We start from the raw sequence: 18606 nt of genomic DNA on the forward strand, positions 1-18606 counted from the left end.
TGCGGCCGGCGCGTGGAGCGAGGCTAGCCCAGCAGCCGTGCCAGCACCCCGGCGACCGGTCCGGCCTTCGCCTCCCGCCATCCGGTGCCTGCCCACAGGTTCAGCCGTTCCGGATCCCCGGCGGCGGCCGCGGCCGCCCGCAGCGGCGCCGTCAGGTGATGGACCGCCGGGTAGGCCTCCGGCGCGTCCGGGTGCGCGGCAACGAACTCGTTCACCAGGGCCCGGGCGGCACGTCCCGTGAACGCCCGGGTCATGGCCGTTCCGGTGAAGCGCGGGCTGGCCAAGGCATCCTTGTGCAGCTGGCGGGTTCCACTCTCCTCTGTGCGCAGCAGGGCCGTCCCCACCTGCGCGGCGTCCGCGCCCGCGGCGAGGACGCCGGCCACCCCGGCCGCGTCCATGATGCCGCCGGCAGCCACCAGGGGAAGTCCGACGGCGGCGCGGACCGCCCGGACCAGGTCCGCCGTAGTACCCTCCGCCGGGCCCTCTTGCAACATCCCAAGCGATCCCGGCAGGAAAGCCCCGCTGTGCCCGCCGGCGCAGGAGTGCTGCACCACCAGGGCGTCCACCCCCTGCTCCTCCGCGAGCCTCGCCTCGGCCACCCCGGTCACGGTTGCCAGGACCACGGAACCTTTCTGCTGCAGGCGACGCACTACGTCCGCCCCGGGCAGGCCGAAGGTGAAGCTGACCAGTTCCACCGGGTCGGCGAGCAGCAGATCGATCTTCTCCTGCCAGCGGTCGTCATCGTCCAGCCGCGGCGCCGGGAGCTCGACGCCATAGCGATCCGCCTCGGGGATCAGCTCCTGCCGGTACGTCTCCAGCGCCGCCGTCACGGCGGGGCCCGGCGGCAGCTGGGCCGGGTCGGGGACGAAGACGTTCATTCCGAACCGGGCGCCGGTGGCCCGCACGGAGCGGATCTCGGCCGCCATCGCGGCGGGGTCCTTATAGCCGGCGGCGAGGAAGCCCAGCCCGCCGGCCCGGTGCACGGCGGTGACGAAGGACGGCGTCGACGTCCCGCCCGCCATTGGCGCGGCGATGACGCTGGTGCCAAACATCGGGTGCGGCATGGGTACTCCTGACGGGATTTTCGGCGGCCGTTGTCAGTAGGCTTGTCCGGTGACCCATTCTGACACCCCCTCCGTCCCCCCGGCCGCCGTCCCGAGCCGCGACGGGGCCGTGATCGGCCTGGACATCGGCGGAACCAAGACGCGCGGTGTCCGCTTCGAGTCCGGCGTCCCCGTGGCCGACGAGTCCGTCGGCAGCGCCAACGTCCAAAACGTCACCCCCGAGGAGGCGGCCCGGAACCTGGCGGAGCTGTTTGCCCGGATCGGCGGCGGCACGATCGCCCGCGTCTACGCCGGCGCCGGCGGCATCGACACGGACGAGGACGCCGCCGCGCTCGCCGCGCTGATCGCCCCACACGCCCCCGGCGCCCGGGTCACCGTGGTCCATGACTCCCGGCTGTTGCTGGCGGCCGGGGGAGCCGCCACCGGGGTGGCCGTCATCGCCGGCACCGGTTCTGCCGCCTGGGGGCGCAACGCCGAGGGCGCCGAGGCCCGGGCCGGAGGCTGGGGTTACCTCCTCGGCGACGAGGGCAGCGGCTACTGGCTCGGCCGGGAAGCGGTCCGGCACAGCCTGCGCCGGATGAACCAGGGACTGGAACCGGACGAACTGACCCGGGCGCTGCTGGCCTCCTGCGGCACGGACCACCCCAACAAGCTCATTGCCCTCTTCCACTCGCCGGCCACGGGCCGGCGATTCTGGGCCCAGCAGGCGCGTGTGGTGGTCGAGGCCGCCGACGCCGGGCACCCCGCAAGCCAGGCCTTGATCGGACAGGCCGGGCGCGACCTGGCCGACCTTGCCGCCCAGACCCTCCGGCAGCTCGGCATCGCCGGTCCCGTGATTCTGGGCAGCGGGTTGGGAATGAACGTGGTGCGCCTGCAGGACGCCTTCCGCACCGCGCTCGCGGCCGAGGGGATCACCGATGTCCGGGTGCTGCAGCAGGAGCCGGTGTTCGGGGTCCTGCAGCTCGTCGCCGAACAGGACTGAGCCGGCCTAAACGGGTCCGGGCCAACCGGCCGTCGTGGTTAGTGCCGCCGTCGCGGACGCAAGGGAACCCCGGGCAGCGGCGGCGCGGGGATCCGCCCGGCTTCCGGGCCGGCGTCGGGTCCGTGGCCGGGCACCAGCCCGAAGCGGGCCGACGCGGCGTCGGCGTCCGTGAGTCCGGCCTGCGCCTCCCAGTCCGCCCTCGCCTGGGCCACCTCCTCGTGGCTGCGGCCGACGAAGTTCCACCACATCAGCAGTTCCTCCTCGAACGGTTCCCCGCCCAGCAGCACGAACCGGGTCCCGGGAGCGGCCACCAGTTGCAGCCGGTCCCGGCCGGTGCCGAGGTAGCCCAGCGGCCCCGGCGGCACCTGCTGGCCGTCGAGTTCCATGCTGCCGTCGAGCACCAGGACGGCGTGCTCGAAGTCCGGGTCCAGGGGCAGGTCTAGAGGCCCGTCGCAGCTGATGTCGGCCCCAAGGATCGGCGTGAAGGTGGTGGCAGGCGACGTCGTCCCGGCCAGGCTCCCCACCATGACCGTCGCCGCGAAGCCCTCGCCGCGGACCACGGGCAGGTCCCGGTGCTGTTCGAACGCCGGGGCGCGGTGCCGGTCGCTGTCCGGGAGCGCCACCCACAGCTGCAGGCCGCGCTGCAGCGGCATTTCGGCATCAGGGCCGCCGGGCAGCACCGCGAACTCGGAGTGGGAGACGCCCCGTCCGGCGGTCATGATGTTGAGCTCCCCGGGCCGGACGATCACGTCGCTGCCCACGCTGTCGCGGTGCCGGATGGTTCCCGCCAGCGGCCACGTGACGGTCTGCAGTCCCGTGTGCGGGTGCGGGAGCACGGACATGGCGACGCGGTCGGGGCCGAAGCTGTCCAGGAAGCACCACGCGCCCACGGTCGGCAGGCCCCTCTGCGGGAGGGTGCGGGAGACGTTCATGGCCCGGACCCCGCCGAGCGGGACCTCGCGGGCCGGCCAGAGCTGGAGGCACGGACCGCTGGCGGTTCCAGCCACGCTGTGCGCGGCGGGGCAGACTTCTTCGGGCGGCAGGACTTCGAGGTTGGTCACCCTCAAACTCTAGGGCCCGGCCGCCGGATCCGGCAGGGCCGGCGGTGCGCGGTTACGCTGGGACGATGACCCTGCCATTCGACACCCGCCCTGCCGCCTACGGCGTCGTCATCCGCGACGACAACCTCCTCCTCGCGTACTGGAAGCAGGGCGGCCGCGAGGGCTGGACGCTGCCCGGCGGGGGATTGGACCTGGCCGAACACCCCGTGGACGGCTGCCGGCGGGAAATCTTCGAGGAGACCGGCTACGACGCCGCCGTCGGCGCCCTGCTGGGCGTGGACGTCGGGTACTGGCCCGCCGAGTCACGGCTCGACGGCGGCCACCGGGACTTCCAGTCGCTCCGACTCGTCTACGAAGCGGAGATCACCGGGGGAGAGTTGCGCCATGAGGTCGGCGGCAGCACCACGCACGCGGCGTGGATCCCGCTGGCCGAGGTCGCCGGGCTGAACCGGGTCTCGCTCGTGGATGTGGCGTTGAGGCTCTACCGGGAACGGCCGGTGGACGGCAGGCTTTCCCCGAACGGTCCCTAGCCAGCGGCGGCGGGGGCGGCTACCCTGAAGACACCGCGCCGTGAACGGCAGCGGGGAACGCGAAAGCTACTGCGGGGGAGGTGAACGTGATGATTGCAACGGACCTGCGCGCGCAGCGCACCACCAGCAGCCACAGCACACGTTCTGCCCCGGCCGTCCGCGCTTCCTGACCCGACCTCCGGCATCTCCTGCCGGGCGGGTATACACCGGTCCATTCCGACCGCAGCGGGCGACATGTCCCGGGGCCCAGCACAAAGGGTTCCCATTGAACGCTCATTCGAACGCTCACTCTGCACCATCTCATCATCACCACGTCCCCAGCGGCCCGGAAGCCTACGGTTTCACCGATTCCGTCCGGGACCTGTTCGCTGACCATCCCGTGTCCGGAGGAACCGGCGCCGGCCGCGTGGCGCGCGTCGACCGCACCCGCGTCGTGGTCGCCGCCCACGACGGTCCGCTCCACCTCCCTTATCCCCGCAACGGCGGCCTGCCCGCCACCGGCGACTGGGTGTGGCTCGGCCCCGACAGCGTGGGGGAGACCGCCATCATCGACGTCCTGCCCCGCCGGACGGCACTGACCCGCAAACAGGCCTTCGACGCTTCCTCGGAGGCCCAGGTGCTTGGCGCCAACATGGACGTCGTAGGGGTGGTGGTTCCGGTGGACCGGCCCCTCACCCATAACCGGTTGGAGCGCACCCTCGTGGCCGCCTGGGATTCCGGTGCCACACCCCTGGTGGTCATCACGAAGGCGGACCTGGCGGGCGTGGCGGACGACGTCGTCGCCACCGTCCTCCACCAGGCCGCCGGCGCCGCGGTGGTCACCACGTCCGCGCTGCAGGGCGACGGACTGGAGGAACTGCTGGCCCACTTGCCCCCGGGAGGCACCATCATGCTGCTGGGACCCTCCGGAGCCGGGAAGTCGACGCTGATCAACGCGCTCGCCGGGGCCGATGTCCAGGACACCGGACCCGTCCGGGCCGGTGACGGCAAGGGCCGCCACACCACCACCGTCCGCGAGCTGGTGCCGCTGCCCGGCGGGGCCGTCCTGATGGACACCCCGGGGGTGCGCGGGTTTGGCCTGTACGACGCCGAGGACGGCATGGGCGAAATGTTCGGCGACCTCGAGGAGCTGTTTGCCGGCTGCCGGTTCGCCGACTGCGCCCACGACCGCGAACCGGGCTGCGCCGTTCAGGCCGCACTCGCCGACGGCACACTGGAGGGCCGCCGCTGGGCCAGCTACCAGAAGATGCAGCGCGAGCTTGCCGCCCTGGGCCGCCGGCACGACGCGGCCGCGCGGCGGGCCTACCAGCGGGAATGGCACCAGAAAGTGTCCGCGGCCAGCCGCGGCCAGCGGGCGGCGGAACGCCTGGGAGAGGGGTACGGGGCCAAACGGGCCGCCGGCTCCGGCGAACCCGGCAGCAGCAGAGGTGGCGGCAGTGGCGGCAAGGCCGGGCGGCGCGGCCGCTAACGAAAAGGTGCGCCCATCCGCCCGGGCAACGGTGCCGAAGACTCCGCGGGGAGAGTTTCGCTCGCCCCGCGGAGGCGGTCCGCCGCCGCCGCGGGGACGCGGGCGCCGTGGGACGGTTTGATCACTTTTTCGACTCGTTTGATCAACCTGTCTGCGGCGCCCGTTACGCTGGGCTCCTACTCGCTTTACAGTAAAAAATAAGCATGCATATGATCAGTTGGCTGGACCGTCCCATGTTGCCGCCAACAGTTAGGTAAGCCCGTAATGGCAGAGGCCATGATCGAGTTCCAGAGCGTCACGAAGAAGTATCAGGGCGGCCAGGCCGCCGTTGACGATCTGAGCATGTCCATCGACAAGGGCGCGATCACGGTTTTCGTCGGCCCGTCCGGCTGCGGCAAGACCACCTCCCTGCGGATGATCAACCGGATGGTGGAGCCCACCTCGGGCACCCTGACCGTGGATGGCAGGGACGTCACCAGTGTCCCCGCACCCCAGCTGCGCCGCTCCATGGGCTACGTCATGCAGTCTTCCGGACTGATGCCACACCGTACGGTCCTGGACAACATCGCCACCGTCCCGCGGCTCAACGGCGTCTCCAAGGCCGAGTCCCGCAAGCGCGCCGAGGAGCTGCTCGACGTGGTCGGGCTCGCCTCCACCCTCGGGAAGCGCTACCCCTCCCAGCTCTCCGGCGGCCAGCAGCAGCGCGTCGGCGTGGCCCGGGCGCTCGCCGCGGACCCGCCCGTGTTGCTCATGGACGAGCCGTTCAGCGCCGTGGACCCCCTGGTCCGCGACGAGCTGCAGAAGGAACTCCTGCGCCTGCAGCGGGACCTCGCCAAGACCATCGTGTTCGTCACCCACGACATCGACGAGGCCACCGTCCTGGGTGACAAGGTTGCCGTCTTCGCTACTGGTGGAAAGCTGGCCCAGTACGCCGCGCCGGAGGAAATCCTGCGCGCTCCCACCAACGAGTTCGTGGCGGCCTTCGTGGGCCGGGACCGCGGCTTCCGGCACCTGGCCTTCAGCCCCTCCGACGGCGTCCGCATCCACGCGGCGCAGACCGTCCGGCTGCACGAGCTCGGCGCCGGCAGCGAGGCCGGAGACTGGCAGCTGGTGGTCGACGACGAGGGCCGTCCCCTGGGCTGGAGCGGTCCCGGGGCAGGAGCGGCCACTGTCCCCGGCGGCTCCCTCTTCCGCAAGGGCGAGACCCTCCGCCGCGCCCTGGACGCGGCGCTGTCCTCGCCCTCGGGTCTGGGCGTCGCCGTCGACGACGACGGCCGTGTCGCCGGGATTCTCAAGGCCGACGAGGTGCTCGCCGTCATCGACGCGGACCGGCGGGCCAGGCAGGGACGACTCTGATGGAATGGTTCCTGGCCAACAGCGGAACCGTCTTCACCCTCGCGGGCCAGCACCTTGTGCTCGCGGTGGTGCCGATGGTCCTGGGCCTGCTGATCGCGATCCCGCTGGCCCAGCTGGCGCGACGCAGCAGCACCCTCCGGGCGGTGGTCCTCACGGCCTCGTCCCTGCTCTACACCATTCCCTCCCTCGCGCTGTTCATCATTCTGCCCACCGTGATCGGCACCCGGATCCTGGACCCGCTCAACGTGATCGTCGCGCTGACCATCTACGCGGTGGCGCTCCTGGTCCGTGCCGCCCTCGACGCCTTCGATTCGGTGGACGATGACCTGCAGCAGGCCGCCGTCGCCATGGGCTTCAAGCCGCTGGCCCGTTTCCTGCAGATCGACCTGCCGCTGTCCCTGCCCGTGATGTTCGCCGGCCTCCGGGTGGTCTCGGTCAGCAACATCTCGCTGGTCAGCGTCGCGGCGCTGCTGGGCATCGGAAACCTCGGCATGCTGTTCACCGCCGGCCTGCAGCGCGACTTCGTCACCGAGGTGATGGTGGGCATCATCGCCATCCTCATCCTCGCGCTCGTAATGGACGCCCTCCTGGTGCTGTTCGAACGCCTCCTGACCCCCTGGGCCCGCGCCGCCGGGGCGAAGCCGGACGGCCCCGGGCGGACAGCCCGCGGCAGCGCTGCCACCGTGGAGGCCAGCGCATGAGCAACGTCTTCTCCGATACTTTCGCGTGGCTGGCCGACCCGGACCACTGGTCCGGCAGCACCGGGATTCCCGTGCGCCTGGCCGAGCACCTGCAATACACCGGCCTGGTCATGCTGATCGCCGTGGCCATCGCCGTGCCCGTGGGCCTGTACGTCGGCCACACCGGACGCGGCCGGGTGGCCGTCGTCGCCCTCGCCGGCGCGCTGCGCGCCCTGCCCACCCTGGGCCTGCTGACGCTTTTTGTCCTGCTAGCGGGAATCGGGCTGATGCCCCCGGTCTGGGCCCTCGTGATCCTGACCGTCCCGCCCCTGCTGGCCGGCACCTATGCCGGCATCTCCAGCGTGGACCGGAACGTGGTGGACGCCGCCCGCGCGATGGGCATGACCGAGCTCCAGGTGCTGTTCCGGGCCGAGTTCCCCAACGCCCTGCCCGTCATGTTCGGCGGGTTCCGCACCGGCGTACTGCAGGTCATCGCCACCGTCTCGGTGGTCGCGTACATCAACCTCGGCGGCCTGGGGCGCTACCTCTTCGACGGGCTGGTGCTTTCCGACTTCCCCCAAATGCTCGGCGGCTCGCTGCTGATCGCCGTGCTGGCGATCGCCGTCGACCTCGTCCTGGCCCTGTTCCAGCGGCTCTTCCTCGTCCGGGGCGCCGCCCGCACACCAAACCGCGGCCAGCAGGCCACGGTTGATCTCACAGACCCCGCGACCGCGGAGCCTGTTCTTCAAGGAGGTACATCATGAAGGAAAACCGCCAACGAGCCCTCGGCAGGCGCGCATTCGGCGCCCTGGCCACCGGTGTCGGCCTGGCCCTGGCGCTGTCCGCCTGCGGCGGCTCGTCCAACCCGCTGTCCTCCGCGCCAGCCAGCGGCGGTTCCACCGGCGGCGCCGGCGGGTCCCTGGTGATCGGCTCGGCCGACTTCACCGAGAGCCAGATCATTGCCGAACTGTACGCCGGTGCCCTGAACGCGGCCGGCGTCACCGCCACCACCAAGCCGAACATCGGCTCTCGCGAGGTGTACTTCAAGGCCGTCCAGGACGGCTCGGTGGACGTGGTCCCGGACTACACCGGCAACCTCCTGCTGTACGTAAACAAGGAAGCCACCGAGGTCTCCGCGGACGACATCGCCAAGGCGTTGCCCGGCAAGCTGCCCGACGGCCTGGCCGTGCTGGACGCGTCCAAGGCCGAGGACAAGGACGCCATGGTGGTCACCAAGGCCACCGCGGAGAAGTACAAGCTGAAGTCCATCGAGGACCTGGCCAAGGTCTGCAACGAGATCGTCGTCGGCGCCCCCGCGACGTTCGCCGAGCGCGCCTACGGCCTCCCGGGCCTGAAGAAGAACTACAACTGCGAGCCCAAGAAGCTGGAACCGTTCAGCGACGGCGGCGGCCCCCTGACGGTCAAGGCCCTGCTCTCCGACCAGGTCCAGGTAGCCGACATCTACACCACCACCCCCGCCATCGCGGACAACGACCTGGTGGTGCTGGAGGACCCGAAGAACAACTTCATCGCCCAGCAGGTCCTGCCGCTGTACAACAAGGCGAAGATGACGGACAAGGCCAAGGAAGCGCTGAACGCCGTCTCCAAGCAGCTCACCACCGACGACCTGATCAACCTCAACCGGGCGGTCAGCGGCAGCCAGAAGCAGAACCCGAAGGACGCCGCCGCGGCGTGGCTGAAGGACAAGGGCATCGTCAAGTAGACGGCGCCACACCCTGACGACGGCGGCCGCCGGGACCCGGATGACGGGGGCCCGGCGGCCGCTGCCGTTGGTCCGTATGGTTGTGACGGGCTGTGAGGCAAGTCTCAGGGGAAGTCCATCACCCTTATGGCATATTTGATGGATGGCAGAAATCCAGCAGTCCACCAAGCTTCATAATGTCCTCTACGACATTCGTGGACCGATTCTTCAGGCCGCCCAGCAGATGGAGGCAGAGGGTCACCGCATCCTCAAACTGAACATCGGAAACCCGGCCCCGTTTGGTTTCGAAGCGCCGGACGCGATCCTGGTGGACATGATCCGCCATCTGCCGCACGCCCAGGGCTACAGCGATTCCCGCGGCATCTTCTCCGCCCGCACCGCCGTCTCGCAGTACTACCAGACCCGCGGCATCCAGAACATCCACGTGGACGACATCTACCTCGGCAACGGTGTCAGCGAACTGATCACCATGTCCCTGATGGCCCTGCTCGACGACGGCGACGAGGTGCTGATCCCCACACCGGACTACCCGCTGTGGACCGCCTCCGTTGCCCTCGCCGGCGGCAAGCCCGTCCACTACCTCTGCGACGAGGAGTCCGGCTGGCAGCCGGACCTGGAGGACCTGGAAGCCAAGATCAGCCCGCGCACCAAGGGCATCGTGGTGATCAACCCCAACAACCCCACGGGCGCCGTCTACCCCGAGGAGACGCTGAAGAGGATCGTGGCCCTGGCCGAGAAGCACGGCCTGGTGCTCTTCGCCGACGAGATCTACGAGAAGATCCTCTACGAAGACGCCGTCCACGTGAACATGGCGAGCCTCACCGGGGATGACGTGCTCTGCCTGACCTTCAGCGGACTGTCCAAGGCCTACCGCGTCTGTGGGTTCCGGGCCGGCTGGATGGCCATCTCCGGGCCGAAGAAGAACGCCGCGGACTACCTCGAGGGCATCAACCTGCTGGCGAACATGCGGCTCTGCGCCAACGTCCCGGCCCAGCACGCCATCCAGACCGCCCTCGGCGGGTACCAGAGCATCAACGATCTCATCCTGCCCGGCGGCCGGTTGCTGGAACAGCGCAATAAGGCCTACGACATGCTCAACGCCATTCCCGGCGTGAGCACCCAGCAGGCCCGCGGTGCCATGTACCTGTTCCCCAAACTGGACCCCGAGGTTTACCACATCCGGGACGACGAGAAGTTTGTGCTGGACCTGCTCCGGCAGCAGAAGATCCTGGTCTCCCACGGCCGGGCCTTCAACTGGGTGCGCCCGGACCACTTCCGCATGGTCACTCTGCCCAACGTCAAGGACCTGGAGGAAGCCATCAACCGCATGGCGGACTTCCTCAGCCGCTACAAGGGCAACTAGGATTCGGGTCAGCAGCGCCGCCGGACACCCGTCGCGGCGGCCGGCTGCCCGGACCGGAATGAGGCTGTAATGGCAGACGCCGTGAACTTTGAGAAACATCCCGCCGAGTTGCTGAGGGCGGGCAAGAAGTTCAGCCTGGGCGATGTGGACCCCGGCGCCACCCCCGGGTACAGCGGCGACAAGGCCGCGGGCGAGACCCTGCTCGGCGAACTGGACGGCAAGCTGACCCGGCTCCAGGAGCAGCTCTTCGCGGAGTCACGCGCCGGTGGCAAGAAGCGGGTCCTGCTGGTCCTGCAGGCGATGGACACCGCCGGCAAAGGCGGGATCGTCAACCACGTCATGGGCCAGATGAACCCGCAGGGCGTGCAGTTGAAATCTTTCAAGGCACCCACGCCCGAGGAGCAGTCCTACGATTTTCTGTGGCGGATCGAGAAGGAGGTGCCGGCGGCCGGGATGGTCGGCGTCTTCGACCGTTCCCACTACGAGGACGTCCTGATCCACCGCGTGCACCGGTGGGCCGACGCCGAGGAACTGGACCGCCGCTACCGGGCCATCAACGAATTTGAGGCCCGGCAGGCCGCGGCAGGCACCAAGATCGTCAAGGTGATGCTGCACATCAGCCGGGACGAGCAGCAGGAGCGCCTGCTCGCCCGCCTGGACGATCCGGCCAAGCACTGGAAGTACAGCGGCAACGACCTCAAGGAGCGGGCCTTCTGGGACGACTACATGGACGCCTACCAGGCTGCCTTTGAGCGGACCAGCACCGAGCACGCGCCCTGGCACGTGGTGCCGGCAAACAAGAAGTGGTACGCCCGAATCGCCGTGCAGCAGCTCCTGCTGGACGCGCTGGAGTCCCTGGCTCTGCAGTGGCCCGCCCCGGAGATCGACCTGGACATGGAGCGGGAGCTGGTCCGGCGCTCCTAGCCCTCGTCGGCCGCCTGCTCCTTTGCGGCGGCCAGGCGCTTCCGGGCACCCTCCAGCCACTGCTCGCAACGCTTCGCCAGTGCCTCGCCGCGCTCCCACAGGGCGAGTGAGTCTTCGAGACTGACCCCGCCGGCTTCCAGCTTGCCGACGACCGCGACGAGCTGTTCGCGGGCCTCCTCGTAGCTGAGGGCGTCGAGGTCATTGTGGGTGGTGGGCGTTGACGCGCTGTCCGCTGCCATGGTGGTTCTCCTGGTGGTCTGTTGGGTTAGTCGTCGGTGGGTTCGGCGCCACCGGTGGACCGGGCGGTGAATTTTCCGCCGGCCACCCGGATTGCCAGGGCGGTGCCGTCCGGGGCCTCCTCGGGGAAGCGGATGACCTCGTGCCGGGCCCCGGGTTCGACGATGCCGTCGTCCAGCTGGACCACGGCATAGCCGCGGTCCAGGGTCTTCTGCGGGGACAGGGCCCGGATTTGCGCCTTGAGGTGCACCAGCTGGTCCGCGGCGCGAACCACCGCTGTGGTGATCGCGGAGTGCGAGCGGTTCTTGAGCCGCTCGACGTCGTCGTGGCGGTTGGTGATCATCCCCTCGGGGGCCGAGAGGACGGGCCGGGACCGGAGCGATGCCAGCCGGTCCGTTTCCCGGTCGACCAGCCGGCCGACACCGCGGCGCAGGTGGTCGCGGGCCTGCCGGACCCGGGCGAGTTCCTCCGCCACGTCGGGCACGATCCGCTTGGCCGCGTCGGTGGGGGTGGAGGCGCGCAGGTCTGCGACGTCGTCGAGGATGGGCCGGTCCGCCTCGTGGCCGATCGCGCTGACCACCGGGGTCGACGCCACGGAGACGGCGCGGATGAGCTCCTCGCTGCTGAACGGCAGGAGATCCTCGAGGGAGCCGCCGCCGCGGGCGATCACGATGACGTCCACCCCCGGATGGGCGTCGAGCTCGCGGAGCGCGCCGAGGACCTGCGCGACGGCGGTGTTGCCCTGGACAGCGACCTCACGGACTTCGAACTCGACGGCGGGCCAGCGCAACGCCGCGTTGCGGAGCACATCCTTCTTGGCGTCCGAGTCCCGGCCGGTGATCAGCCCGATCCGGTGGGGCAGGAGCGGCAGCCGTTTCTTGCGGGATTCGGCAAAGAGCCCCTCGGCGGCCAGCGCCTGGCGGAGCCGCTCGATCCGCGCCAGCAGGTCACCGAGCCCCACCGGGCGGATGTCTTTGACCGACATGTTCAGCCGGCCGGTCTTCAGCCAGAACTCGGCCTTGATCAGGGCCACGACGCGTGAGCCGCGCTCCAGCGGGGTCGCCTGCCGGTCCAGGACGCTGCTCCAGACCGACGCCGGCAGGGAGATCTCCGCGTCGATGTCCCGGAGGGTCAGGTAGGCGTTGGAGCCGCGGCGGTTCAGTTCGATGACCTGTCCCTCCACCCACGCCGACGGTGCCCGGTCGATGTAGCCCTTCAGCTTCTGGGAGAGCAACTGCAGCGGCCACGGATTGTCCGGGCTGGTACCGGCCGCAGTGGCCGGCAGCGTAGAGGCCTCGGCGGTCTCCTCAGACATGCCGGCGGCTGTCGACGCGGGGTGCCAGGTGCATGGTTGCGGGTCCTTCGGTGGTGGTCGCGGAACGATTCCGGCGGCGGGGCCGGCTTCAACTCTATCCATAGCAATACCAGCGGCGTCCGACTTTATAACGGCAGGCCTCTTGGTGACGGGGCGCGCGGTGGTTTTACCGTCCGCCCGGGCTCACCCGTAGGATGGCTTCACTCCCAACCCACCAGGAGACTTTCGTGCGCACTTTTGTCTCGGCCATCGCCGTACTGATCGGCCTGGCCTTGTCCGCGGTCGCCGTCCCCGCCCTCTGGGTGGACCGCAACATCGTCCAGGAGGACGGGTTTGTTGCCCTCACCGCTCCGCTGGGCAAGGATCCCGCCTTCCAACAGGGCCTGGCGACGGCGGCGGTGAACGGCATCGGCACCGGCCAGCAGCAGCTCCCGGACGCGCTCGCCAACCTGATCAAACCGATCCTGACCGACGCGGCGAAGTCCCTCACCACCGCTCCGGGCTACGCGGATGCTTGGGCGGAGACTCTCCGCCGCAGTCACCGGCTGAGCTTTGCGGACCCGTCGACGCTGCCCCCGGAAACCGACGGCGCTACCTCCCTGACCCTCGACGTCGCACCGTTGGTGGGTCTGGTGGTGAAACGGATCACCGAGGCTTCCCCGCTGCCCCTAACGCTGAAGGCCCCCGACACGGTCCGGGTCAACATCGGGCAATCCAGCCAGCGCCAGATGATCGAACGCGTGTCCGCCTATGCACCGATGGGAACGCCCGTGGCCGTGGGGGCGGCCATCGCCTTCCTCCTGGCTTTTGTCGCTGCCCGCCGCAAGTGGACCGTTCTGGCCGGTATGGGCCTGGGCGCGCTCGTGCTGGCAGCGGTGTGGAAGTTCGGCTCGGACCTGGCCGGGAAGGCTGTCCTGGCGACCTCGGGCGGCAACGACGTCGCGGGCATCTTCAAGCGCGAATTCGTAGACGCCGCCACCGCGAACTTCGGGCAGTGTATCATCGCCGCCCTGGTGGCCGGCGGTGCGCTGCTGGTGGCCGGCATCGTGCTCCGCGTCGTCGCCCAGCGCAGGCGGCCCACGGCCCGGCCGTAGCGAACACCGGTAGCATGGGGACATGACGTCCACCGCTGTTTCCATTCCGATGCCCTCCGTTCCGCGCCGGCGGCGTTCGCCGGAGGAAATCCTGGCCGCGGCCCCCGTTTCCGGGCCCAAGCGCGTGCTGCTGGCGGCCCCGCGCGGTTACTGCGCCGGCGTTGACCGCGCCGTGATCGCCGTGGAAAAGGCGCTCGAGCACTACGGGCCGCCGGTCTACGTGCGGAAGCAGATCGTCCACAACGTCCACGTGGTCAGCTCGCTGGAGGAGAAGGGGGCCATCTTCGTCGACGAAACCGACGAGGTCCCCGAGGGCGCCCTGGTGATCTTCTCCGCGCACGGCGTGGCCCCCTCCGTGGTGCAGTCCGCCGAGGACCGTGGCCTCCGCACCATCGATGCGACCTGCCCGCTGGTGACCAAGGTCCACCGCGAGGCCGTGCGCTTCGCCAAGGACGACTTCGACATCCTGCTGATCGGCCACGACGGCCACGAGGAGGTCGAGGGCACCGCCGGCGAGGCCCCCGAACACATTCAGATCATCAACGGCCCGCACGAGGTGGACAAGGTCACGGTCCGGGACCCGGAGAAGGTCATCTGGCTCTCGCAGACCACCCTCAGCGTCGACGAGACCATGGAGACGGTCCGGCTGCTGAAGGAACGCTTCCCGACCCTGCAGGATCCGCCCAGCGACGACATCTGCTACGCCACCACCAACCGGCAGGTGGCGATCAAGAAGATCTCGCCGCAGGCGGACCTGGTGATCGTTGTCGGCTCGGCCAACTCCTCCAACTCCGTCCGCCTGGTGGAGGTGGCCCTGGAGTACGGCGCGAAAGCCTCCTACCGGGTGGACTTCGCCAACGAGGTCGACGAGTCCTGGTTCGAGGGCGTCGCCACCGTCGGCGTCACCTCCGGCGCCTCCGTGCCCGAGGTCCTGGTCCAGGAGGTGCTCCGGCTTCTGGCCGACTACGGCTACGGCACCGTGGAGGAAGTCGTTACCGCGGAGGAAGACCTGCTGTTCTCCTTGCCCAAGGAACTGCGGGCTACGCTCAAGCAGGCCGGCGACGTCTCCCGCGCCCTGGGCGGCCGCGGGTCACGCCCCGCGGCCAGTTCCTAGCCCTTAGCCGGATTCCTAGGCGGCCGACTCTCCCGCTTCGGCCGGTCCGGCTGCGGCCACGGCGGGGGACTCGTACTGGAGCTCCGGCGCGGCCACGGAGCGCGGTGTCACCTTGACGGTGACCGGTGCGGCGAGCCCGGCGGTGTCCATGGCATTGAGTTTGCGCGCCGTCGGAAGCACCCGGGCCTCAAGGGTTCCCACCATCGAGTTGTACCGGTCCACGGACGTCTTGAGTGAGGAACCCAGCTTGGAGACGTTCTCGCCCAGGGTGCCCATCCGCTCGTAAAGCTGCTGGGCCAGTTCGAACAGCTCCCGCGCACTGTCGGTCAGCACGTCCTGCCGCCAGGTGAAGGCCACGGACTTCAGGACGGCCAGCAGCGTGCCGGGGGAGGCCAGCACCACGTTGCGGGACAGGGCGTAGTCCAGCAGGGCCGGATCAGCCGTCAGGGCCGCGGCCAGGATGGATTCGGCCGGCAGGAAGCAGATCACCAGTTCCGGGGCGTTGCCGGGGATGTCCCAGTACTTCTTTCCGCTCAGCGCATCCACATGGGACTTCAGCGCCTTGGCGTGCGCCGCCAGCAACGGGCCCTGCCCCGCGGTCCCCGCGGCGGCGTGGCCGGCCCGGCCGGAGGCGCCGAGTTCCTGCGCCTCCAAGTACGCGGTGAGGGGAACCTTGGCATCGACCACGAGCTGCTTCGCCCCGGGGAGCTGGACTACGAGGTCCGGCCGGACGGCGGTGTCCGAGCCGCTGCTGTGGACCTGCTCGTGGAAGTCCACGTGCCGCAGCATCCCGGCCGCCTCGACGACGCGGCGCAGCTGCACCTCGCCCCACTGGCCGCGCGCACTGTTCGACCGCAGCGCGGATTCCAGGGCGTGGGTGGAGCGCAGCAGCTGCTCATCCGAGAGCCTGGCTTCCTGCAGCTGCTGGGCGAGCTGGCCGTACTGCTCCAGCCGGTCCCGCTCCAGCAGTGAGACCTGCTGCTGCACGGCGGAAAGCTTCTCGGCCACGGGCGCCAGGGCGCGCAGCACACTGCCATCCTGCGCCCGCGCGTCACCCAGCTCGCGGTTCTGCGCGGCGAGGAGCCGGCGTTCGGCGTCGGCCGCAGCAAGCTGGGCCGTGGTCTCGGAAAGCCGGGCGGACAGCCCGTCGAAGTCCTGCTCGAGGCCAATCGCGCGGCGGCGGAGTACGACGAAGGTGAAACCGCCGCCGGCGGCGGCCCCGATGAGCAGCATCAGGAGGGCAAGAATGAGTGCGAAAGCGTCCATACCTTCACTCTGGCACGCACCTCTGACAGTTTTAGCCAGCGACGCCGGGGAGCCGTTTACCGGTAGAATCAATCCTCGTGGCTCTTACTATTGGCATCGTCGGACTGCCCAACGTCGGCAAATCAACTCTTTTCAACGCACTGACCCGCAACCAGGTGCTCGCGGCGAACTACCCGTTCGCCACCATCGAGCCCAATGTCGGCGTCGTGAACCTGCCGGACCCGCGGCTGGAGAAGCTGGCCGAAATTTTCGGTTCCCAGCGCATTCTGCCGGCCGCAGTGTCCTTCGTTGACATCGCCGGCATTGTCAAGGGCGCGTCCGAGGGCGAAGGCCTGGGCAACCAGTTCCTCGCCAATATCCGTGAGGCCGAGGCCATCGCCCAGGTGGTGCGCGTGTTCGACGACCCCGATGTCATCCACGTCGACGGCAAGGTCGATCCCCGCTCGGACATGGAAACGATCAACACCGAGCTGATCCTCGCTGACCTGCAGACCATCGAGAAGGCCATCCCGCGGATCGAAAAAGAAGTCAAGATCAAGAAGCGCGAGGCTGCCGAGCTGGCAGCCGTCAAGGCGGCCCAGACGGTCCTGGAGCGCGGCGACACCATCTTCTCCTCGATCAAGAGCGACAAGCTGGAAATGGAACACCTCAAGGAGCTGGGCCTGCTGACGGCCAAGCCCTTCATCTACGTCTTCAATGCCGACGAGGGCATCCTCGGCAGCCCCGAGAAGCAGGATGAACTGCGCGCCCTGGTGGCTCCCGCCGATTGCATCTTCCTCGACGCCAAGCTCGAGTCCGACCTCGTTGAACTCGACGAGGCAGAGGCCCGCGAGATGCTGGAAATGAACGGACAGGACGAGTCCGGCCTGGACCAGTTGGCCCGCGTCGGCTTCCATACCCTGGGGCTGCAGACCTACCTCACGGCCGGTCCCAAGGAGACCCGCGCGTGGACCATCCACCAGGGCGCCACCGCCCCGCAGGCCGCCGGCGTCATCCACTCGGACTTCCAGCGCGGCTTCATCAAGGCCGAGGTGGTCTCCTTCGACGACCTGATCGACGCCGGCTCCATGGCCGAGGCCAAGTCCCGCGGCAAGGTCCGGATCGAAGGCAAGGAATACGTCATGGCCGACGGCGACGTGGTGGAGTTCCGCTTCAACGTCTAATCCGCGAAGGACCGCAAAGGCATGGCCGCCGGGAACACCTGTTCCCGGCGGCCATCCGCTTTTTTGGGCTTCCGAACGAAAATGAAGCCGCCTGCCGGCCTCGGCTTGGACGTCTCATTCGGACCGATGATGCCCCGCCCTGTCTGCCTCCAAACGCTGGCGAGCGGTGTTGAGTCCCGCCCCGACCGGGACGTGGCCGGTCGCTGCTGCCAGCCCGAACACCGGCATGTCGCTGTACATGCTTTCCCTTCCACCCGGGATCGTCTCGTAGGTCTCATGCCAGATTCCGACGTCGCCGGTGCCGGCTGATTCCCGCATGAACCGGCGCCAGGGCTCAAGGTGCGGTGCGGAGCGGTCCGCCGCGAACCGCTGCAGATGCTCGGGGCTCTTCCAGTAGGTGACCATGATCGTGGTCCGGCCGAACCACTGCTGATAGCCCAGCAGCCCGGCCTCCGGCGTCTTGGCCAGGTAGCCAAGCATCGTGGGCATGGACGCCGCCACCTGTGCCACCTTCCCGAGTTTCCACCATCGGTTGGCCCGCATTCCGATCAGGAAGACTGTCACCGGCCCTTCGGGAGCGGCCGTGAAACGCCCTGTGTGAACGTGATCCGCCATGTCTCATTCCTTCCATAACAGTGTTACAGAACAGTGTTATGGAATACTGGTCCCATGGCAAGACCCGTAGTTCATGACGACAACCTGCGGCGGAGGCTGCTCGACGCCGCCGCCTCCCTGATCGCCCGCGACGGCGCCGCGGGCGTATCGCTGCGCGGTCTGGCCGCTGCCGCGGGAACATCGACGACGGCGGTGTATTCACTCTTCGGGGGTAAAGCGGAACTGCTGAGTGCCGTACTCGACGACGGCTTCGCGTCCTTTGCTGCCTCCCAACGGGACGCGGCCCACGGCGGTGTCGAAGCATTAGGGCTGGCCTATCGGGCCTGGGCCTTGGAGCATCCTGTCCTCTACGGCCTGATGTTCGGGGGTTCGCTGACCAGCCAGGTGCCTTGCCGGCCGACACCCGGAGCCGCTGAACCGGCGATGGGGCCGCTCTTCGCCGCAGTCGAGGCTGCGCTGCCCGGAGCCCCGGGGGATGAGATCGCCTCGACGGTGGGCGCGGTGTGGGGCCAAGTCCATGGGATGGTGTCACTGGAACTTGCCGGGGCGCCGGCGGCTGGCTGGACGTGGGACGGGGCCTATGATGCCGCCCTCAGGCAAATTAGCCGCTCGCTGGGACGGTAGGGAAGGACCTTGGCCTCGCGCGAAGGG

The 18606-nt window shown here is 69.3% G+C and carries 19 protein-coding genes; 13 read left to right on the plus strand and 6 right to left on the minus strand.

Going from position 1 to position 18606, the window contains the following annotated elements; genetic code table 11:
• Nucleotides 1-23 precede the first annotated feature (23 nt).
• Entirely contained in the window at nucleotides 24-1064 is a 1041-nt protein-coding gene (locus ACFVY3_RS02575) for a nitronate monooxygenase (protein WP_400158654.1), read from the minus strand.
• Nucleotides 1065-1113: 49 nt separating this feature from the next.
• Between ACFVY3_RS02575 and ACFVY3_RS02580 the strand changes: the two genes are divergently transcribed.
• Nucleotides 1114-2046 carry an N-acetylglucosamine kinase gene (locus ACFVY3_RS02580; RefSeq protein ID WP_400158655.1) on the plus strand — a complete coding sequence of 311 codons (933 nt, stop codon included), beginning with the start codon at nucleotides 1114-1116 and terminating at the stop codon, nucleotides 2044-2046.
• Between the two features lie 38 nt (nucleotides 2047-2084).
• Here ACFVY3_RS02580 and ACFVY3_RS02585 read toward each other — a convergent pair whose 3' ends face one another.
• A complete protein-coding gene (locus ACFVY3_RS02585; protein ID WP_400158656.1) occupies nucleotides 2085-3107 on the minus strand; it encodes a pirin family protein in 1023 nt (340 codons plus the stop codon).
• 65 nt (nucleotides 3108-3172) lie between these two features.
• Between ACFVY3_RS02585 and ACFVY3_RS02590 the strand changes: the two genes are divergently transcribed.
• From ACFVY3_RS02590 to ACFVY3_RS02625, 8 genes are all read left to right on the plus strand, one after another.
• The gene (locus ACFVY3_RS02590; protein ID WP_290255820.1) at nucleotides 3173-3637 is read left to right on the plus strand and encodes an NUDIX hydrolase; all 465 of its coding nucleotides are present in this window, start codon (nucleotides 3173-3175) and stop codon (nucleotides 3635-3637) included.
• A gap of 265 nt (nucleotides 3638-3902) precedes the next feature.
• Nucleotides 3903-5105, plus strand: a complete 1203-nt coding sequence (gene rsgA, locus ACFVY3_RS02595) for a ribosome small subunit-dependent GTPase A (protein ID WP_400158657.1) — start codon at nucleotides 3903-3905, stop codon at nucleotides 5103-5105.
• Nucleotides 5106-5369: 264 nt separating this feature from the next.
• The gene (locus tag ACFVY3_RS02600; RefSeq protein WP_400158658.1) at nucleotides 5370-6461 is read left to right on the plus strand and encodes an ABC transporter ATP-binding protein; all 1092 of its coding nucleotides are present in this window, start codon (nucleotides 5370-5372) and stop codon (nucleotides 6459-6461) included.
• Nucleotides 6461-7162, plus strand: a complete 702-nt coding sequence (locus tag ACFVY3_RS02605; RefSeq protein WP_400158659.1) for an ABC transporter permease — start codon at nucleotides 6461-6463, stop codon at nucleotides 7160-7162. Before ACFVY3_RS02600 ends, ACFVY3_RS02605 begins: the two co-directional genes overlap by 1 nt.
• A complete protein-coding gene (locus ACFVY3_RS02610; RefSeq protein WP_290255817.1) occupies nucleotides 7159-7905 on the plus strand; it encodes an ABC transporter permease in 747 nt (248 codons plus the stop codon). The genes ACFVY3_RS02605 and ACFVY3_RS02610 overlap by 4 nt, the downstream gene beginning before the upstream one ends.
• Complete coding sequence (locus tag ACFVY3_RS02615; protein WP_290255816.1) at nucleotides 7902-8864, plus strand: ABC transporter substrate-binding protein; 963 nt, start codon at nucleotides 7902-7904, stop codon at nucleotides 8862-8864. The genes ACFVY3_RS02610 and ACFVY3_RS02615 overlap by 4 nt, the downstream gene beginning before the upstream one ends.
• Nucleotides 8865-9006: 142 nt before the next feature.
• Nucleotides 9007-10227, plus strand: a complete 1221-nt coding sequence (locus ACFVY3_RS02620; protein ID WP_400158660.1) for a pyridoxal phosphate-dependent aminotransferase — start codon at nucleotides 9007-9009, stop codon at nucleotides 10225-10227.
• 69 nt (nucleotides 10228-10296) lie between these two features.
• The gene (locus ACFVY3_RS02625) at nucleotides 10297-11151 is read left to right on the plus strand and encodes a polyphosphate kinase 2 family protein (protein WP_400158661.1); all 855 of its coding nucleotides are present in this window, start codon (nucleotides 10297-10299) and stop codon (nucleotides 11149-11151) included.
• Here the strand turns inward: ACFVY3_RS02625 and ACFVY3_RS02630 are convergent.
• Both ACFVY3_RS02630 and xseA read right to left on the minus strand, forming a co-directional pair.
• The gene (locus ACFVY3_RS02630) at nucleotides 11148-11390 is read right to left on the minus strand and encodes an exodeoxyribonuclease VII small subunit (protein ID WP_400158662.1); all 243 of its coding nucleotides are present in this window, start codon (nucleotides 11388-11390) and stop codon (nucleotides 11148-11150) included. The two genes, ACFVY3_RS02625 and ACFVY3_RS02630, sit on opposite strands and share 4 nt — an antisense overlap.
• A 26-nt stretch (nucleotides 11391-11416) precedes the next feature.
• Nucleotides 11417-12703, minus strand: coding sequence for an exodeoxyribonuclease VII large subunit (xseA, locus tag ACFVY3_RS02635; protein ID WP_400158663.1), 1287 nt, complete (start codon nucleotides 12701-12703; stop codon nucleotides 11417-11419).
• 227 nt (nucleotides 12704-12930) lie between these two features.
• Between xseA and ACFVY3_RS02640 the strand changes: the two genes are divergently transcribed.
• Both ACFVY3_RS02640 and ACFVY3_RS02645 read left to right on the plus strand, forming a co-directional pair.
• Nucleotides 12931-13797, plus strand: coding sequence for a hypothetical protein (locus ACFVY3_RS02640; protein WP_400158664.1), 867 nt, complete (start codon nucleotides 12931-12933; stop codon nucleotides 13795-13797).
• Nucleotides 13798-13819: 22 nt separating this feature from the next.
• Nucleotides 13820-14911, plus strand: a complete 1092-nt coding sequence (locus tag ACFVY3_RS02645) for a 4-hydroxy-3-methylbut-2-enyl diphosphate reductase (protein ID WP_400158665.1) — start codon at nucleotides 13820-13822, stop codon at nucleotides 14909-14911.
• A 15-nt stretch (nucleotides 14912-14926) separates the two neighbouring features.
• On the opposite strand, the gene ACFVY3_RS02650 is transcribed toward ACFVY3_RS02645, so the two are convergent.
• Nucleotides 14927-16177, minus strand: a complete 1251-nt coding sequence (locus ACFVY3_RS02650) for a DNA recombination protein RmuC (protein WP_400158666.1) — start codon at nucleotides 16175-16177, stop codon at nucleotides 14927-14929.
• Nucleotides 16178-16254: 77 nt separating this feature from the next.
• On the opposite strand from ACFVY3_RS02650, the gene ychF reads away from it, so the two are divergent.
• The gene (gene ychF / locus ACFVY3_RS02655) at nucleotides 16255-17340 is read left to right on the plus strand and encodes a redox-regulated ATPase YchF (protein WP_400158667.1); all 1086 of its coding nucleotides are present in this window, start codon (nucleotides 16255-16257) and stop codon (nucleotides 17338-17340) included.
• A gap of 114 nt (nucleotides 17341-17454) precedes the next feature.
• Here the strand turns inward: ychF and ACFVY3_RS02660 are convergent, their stop codons facing one another.
• Nucleotides 17455-17955, minus strand: a complete 501-nt coding sequence (locus ACFVY3_RS02660; RefSeq protein ID WP_400158668.1) for a DUF4188 domain-containing protein — start codon at nucleotides 17953-17955, stop codon at nucleotides 17455-17457.
• A 54-nt stretch (nucleotides 17956-18009) separates the two neighbouring features.
• Between ACFVY3_RS02660 and ACFVY3_RS02665 the strand changes: the two genes are divergently transcribed.
• Entirely contained in the window at nucleotides 18010-18579 is a 570-nt protein-coding gene (locus ACFVY3_RS02665) for a TetR-like C-terminal domain-containing protein (protein ID WP_290255803.1), read from the plus strand.
• Nucleotides 18580-18606 lie beyond the last annotated feature (27 nt).

The sequence above is a fragment of the Arthrobacter sp. BPSS-3 genome, assembly GCF_044628475.1.
Taxonomy (GTDB): Bacteria; Actinomycetota; Actinomycetes; order Actinomycetales; family Micrococcaceae; genus Arthrobacter.

Bases quoted from the DNA above. Each gene is read 5' to 3' on its own strand.
- ACFVY3_RS02600 (WP_400158658.1), top strand. From the start codon at position 5,370: ATGGCAGAGGCCATGATCGAGTTCCAGAGCGTCACGAAGAAGTATCAG.
- xseA (WP_400158663.1), bottom strand. From the start codon at position 12,703: ATGTCTGAGGAGACCGCCGAGGCCTCTACGCTGCCGGCCACTGCGGCC.
- ACFVY3_RS02575 (WP_400158654.1), bottom strand. From the start codon at position 1,064: ATGCCGCACCCGATGTTTGGCACCAGCGTCATCGCCGCGCCAATGGCG.
- ACFVY3_RS02665 (WP_290255803.1), top strand. From the start codon at position 18,010: ATGGCAAGACCCGTAGTTCATGACGACAACCTGCGGCGGAGGCTGCTC.
- ACFVY3_RS02610 (WP_290255817.1), top strand. From the start codon at position 7,159: ATGAGCAACGTCTTCTCCGATACTTTCGCGTGGCTGGCCGACCCGGAC.
- ACFVY3_RS02605 (WP_400158659.1), top strand. From the start codon at position 6,461: ATGGAATGGTTCCTGGCCAACAGCGGAACCGTCTTCACCCTCGCGGGC.
- ACFVY3_RS02650 (WP_400158666.1), bottom strand. From the start codon at position 16,177: ATGGACGCTTTCGCACTCATTCTTGCCCTCCTGATGCTGCTCATCGGG.
- ACFVY3_RS02590 (WP_290255820.1), top strand. From the start codon at position 3,173: ATGACCCTGCCATTCGACACCCGCCCTGCCGCCTACGGCGTCGTCATC.
- ACFVY3_RS02645 (WP_400158665.1), top strand. From the start codon at position 13,820: ATGACGTCCACCGCTGTTTCCATTCCGATGCCCTCCGTTCCGCGCCGG.
- ACFVY3_RS02660 (WP_400158668.1), bottom strand. From the start codon at position 17,955: ATGGCGGATCACGTTCACACAGGGCGTTTCACGGCCGCTCCCGAAGGG.
- ACFVY3_RS02630 (WP_400158662.1), bottom strand. From the start codon at position 11,390: ATGGCAGCGGACAGCGCGTCAACGCCCACCACCCACAATGACCTCGAC.
- ACFVY3_RS02615 (WP_290255816.1), top strand. From the start codon at position 7,902: ATGAAGGAAAACCGCCAACGAGCCCTCGGCAGGCGCGCATTCGGCGCC.
- ACFVY3_RS02620 (WP_400158660.1), top strand. From the start codon at position 9,007: ATGGCAGAAATCCAGCAGTCCACCAAGCTTCATAATGTCCTCTACGAC.
- ACFVY3_RS02625 (WP_400158661.1), top strand. From the start codon at position 10,297: ATGGCAGACGCCGTGAACTTTGAGAAACATCCCGCCGAGTTGCTGAGG.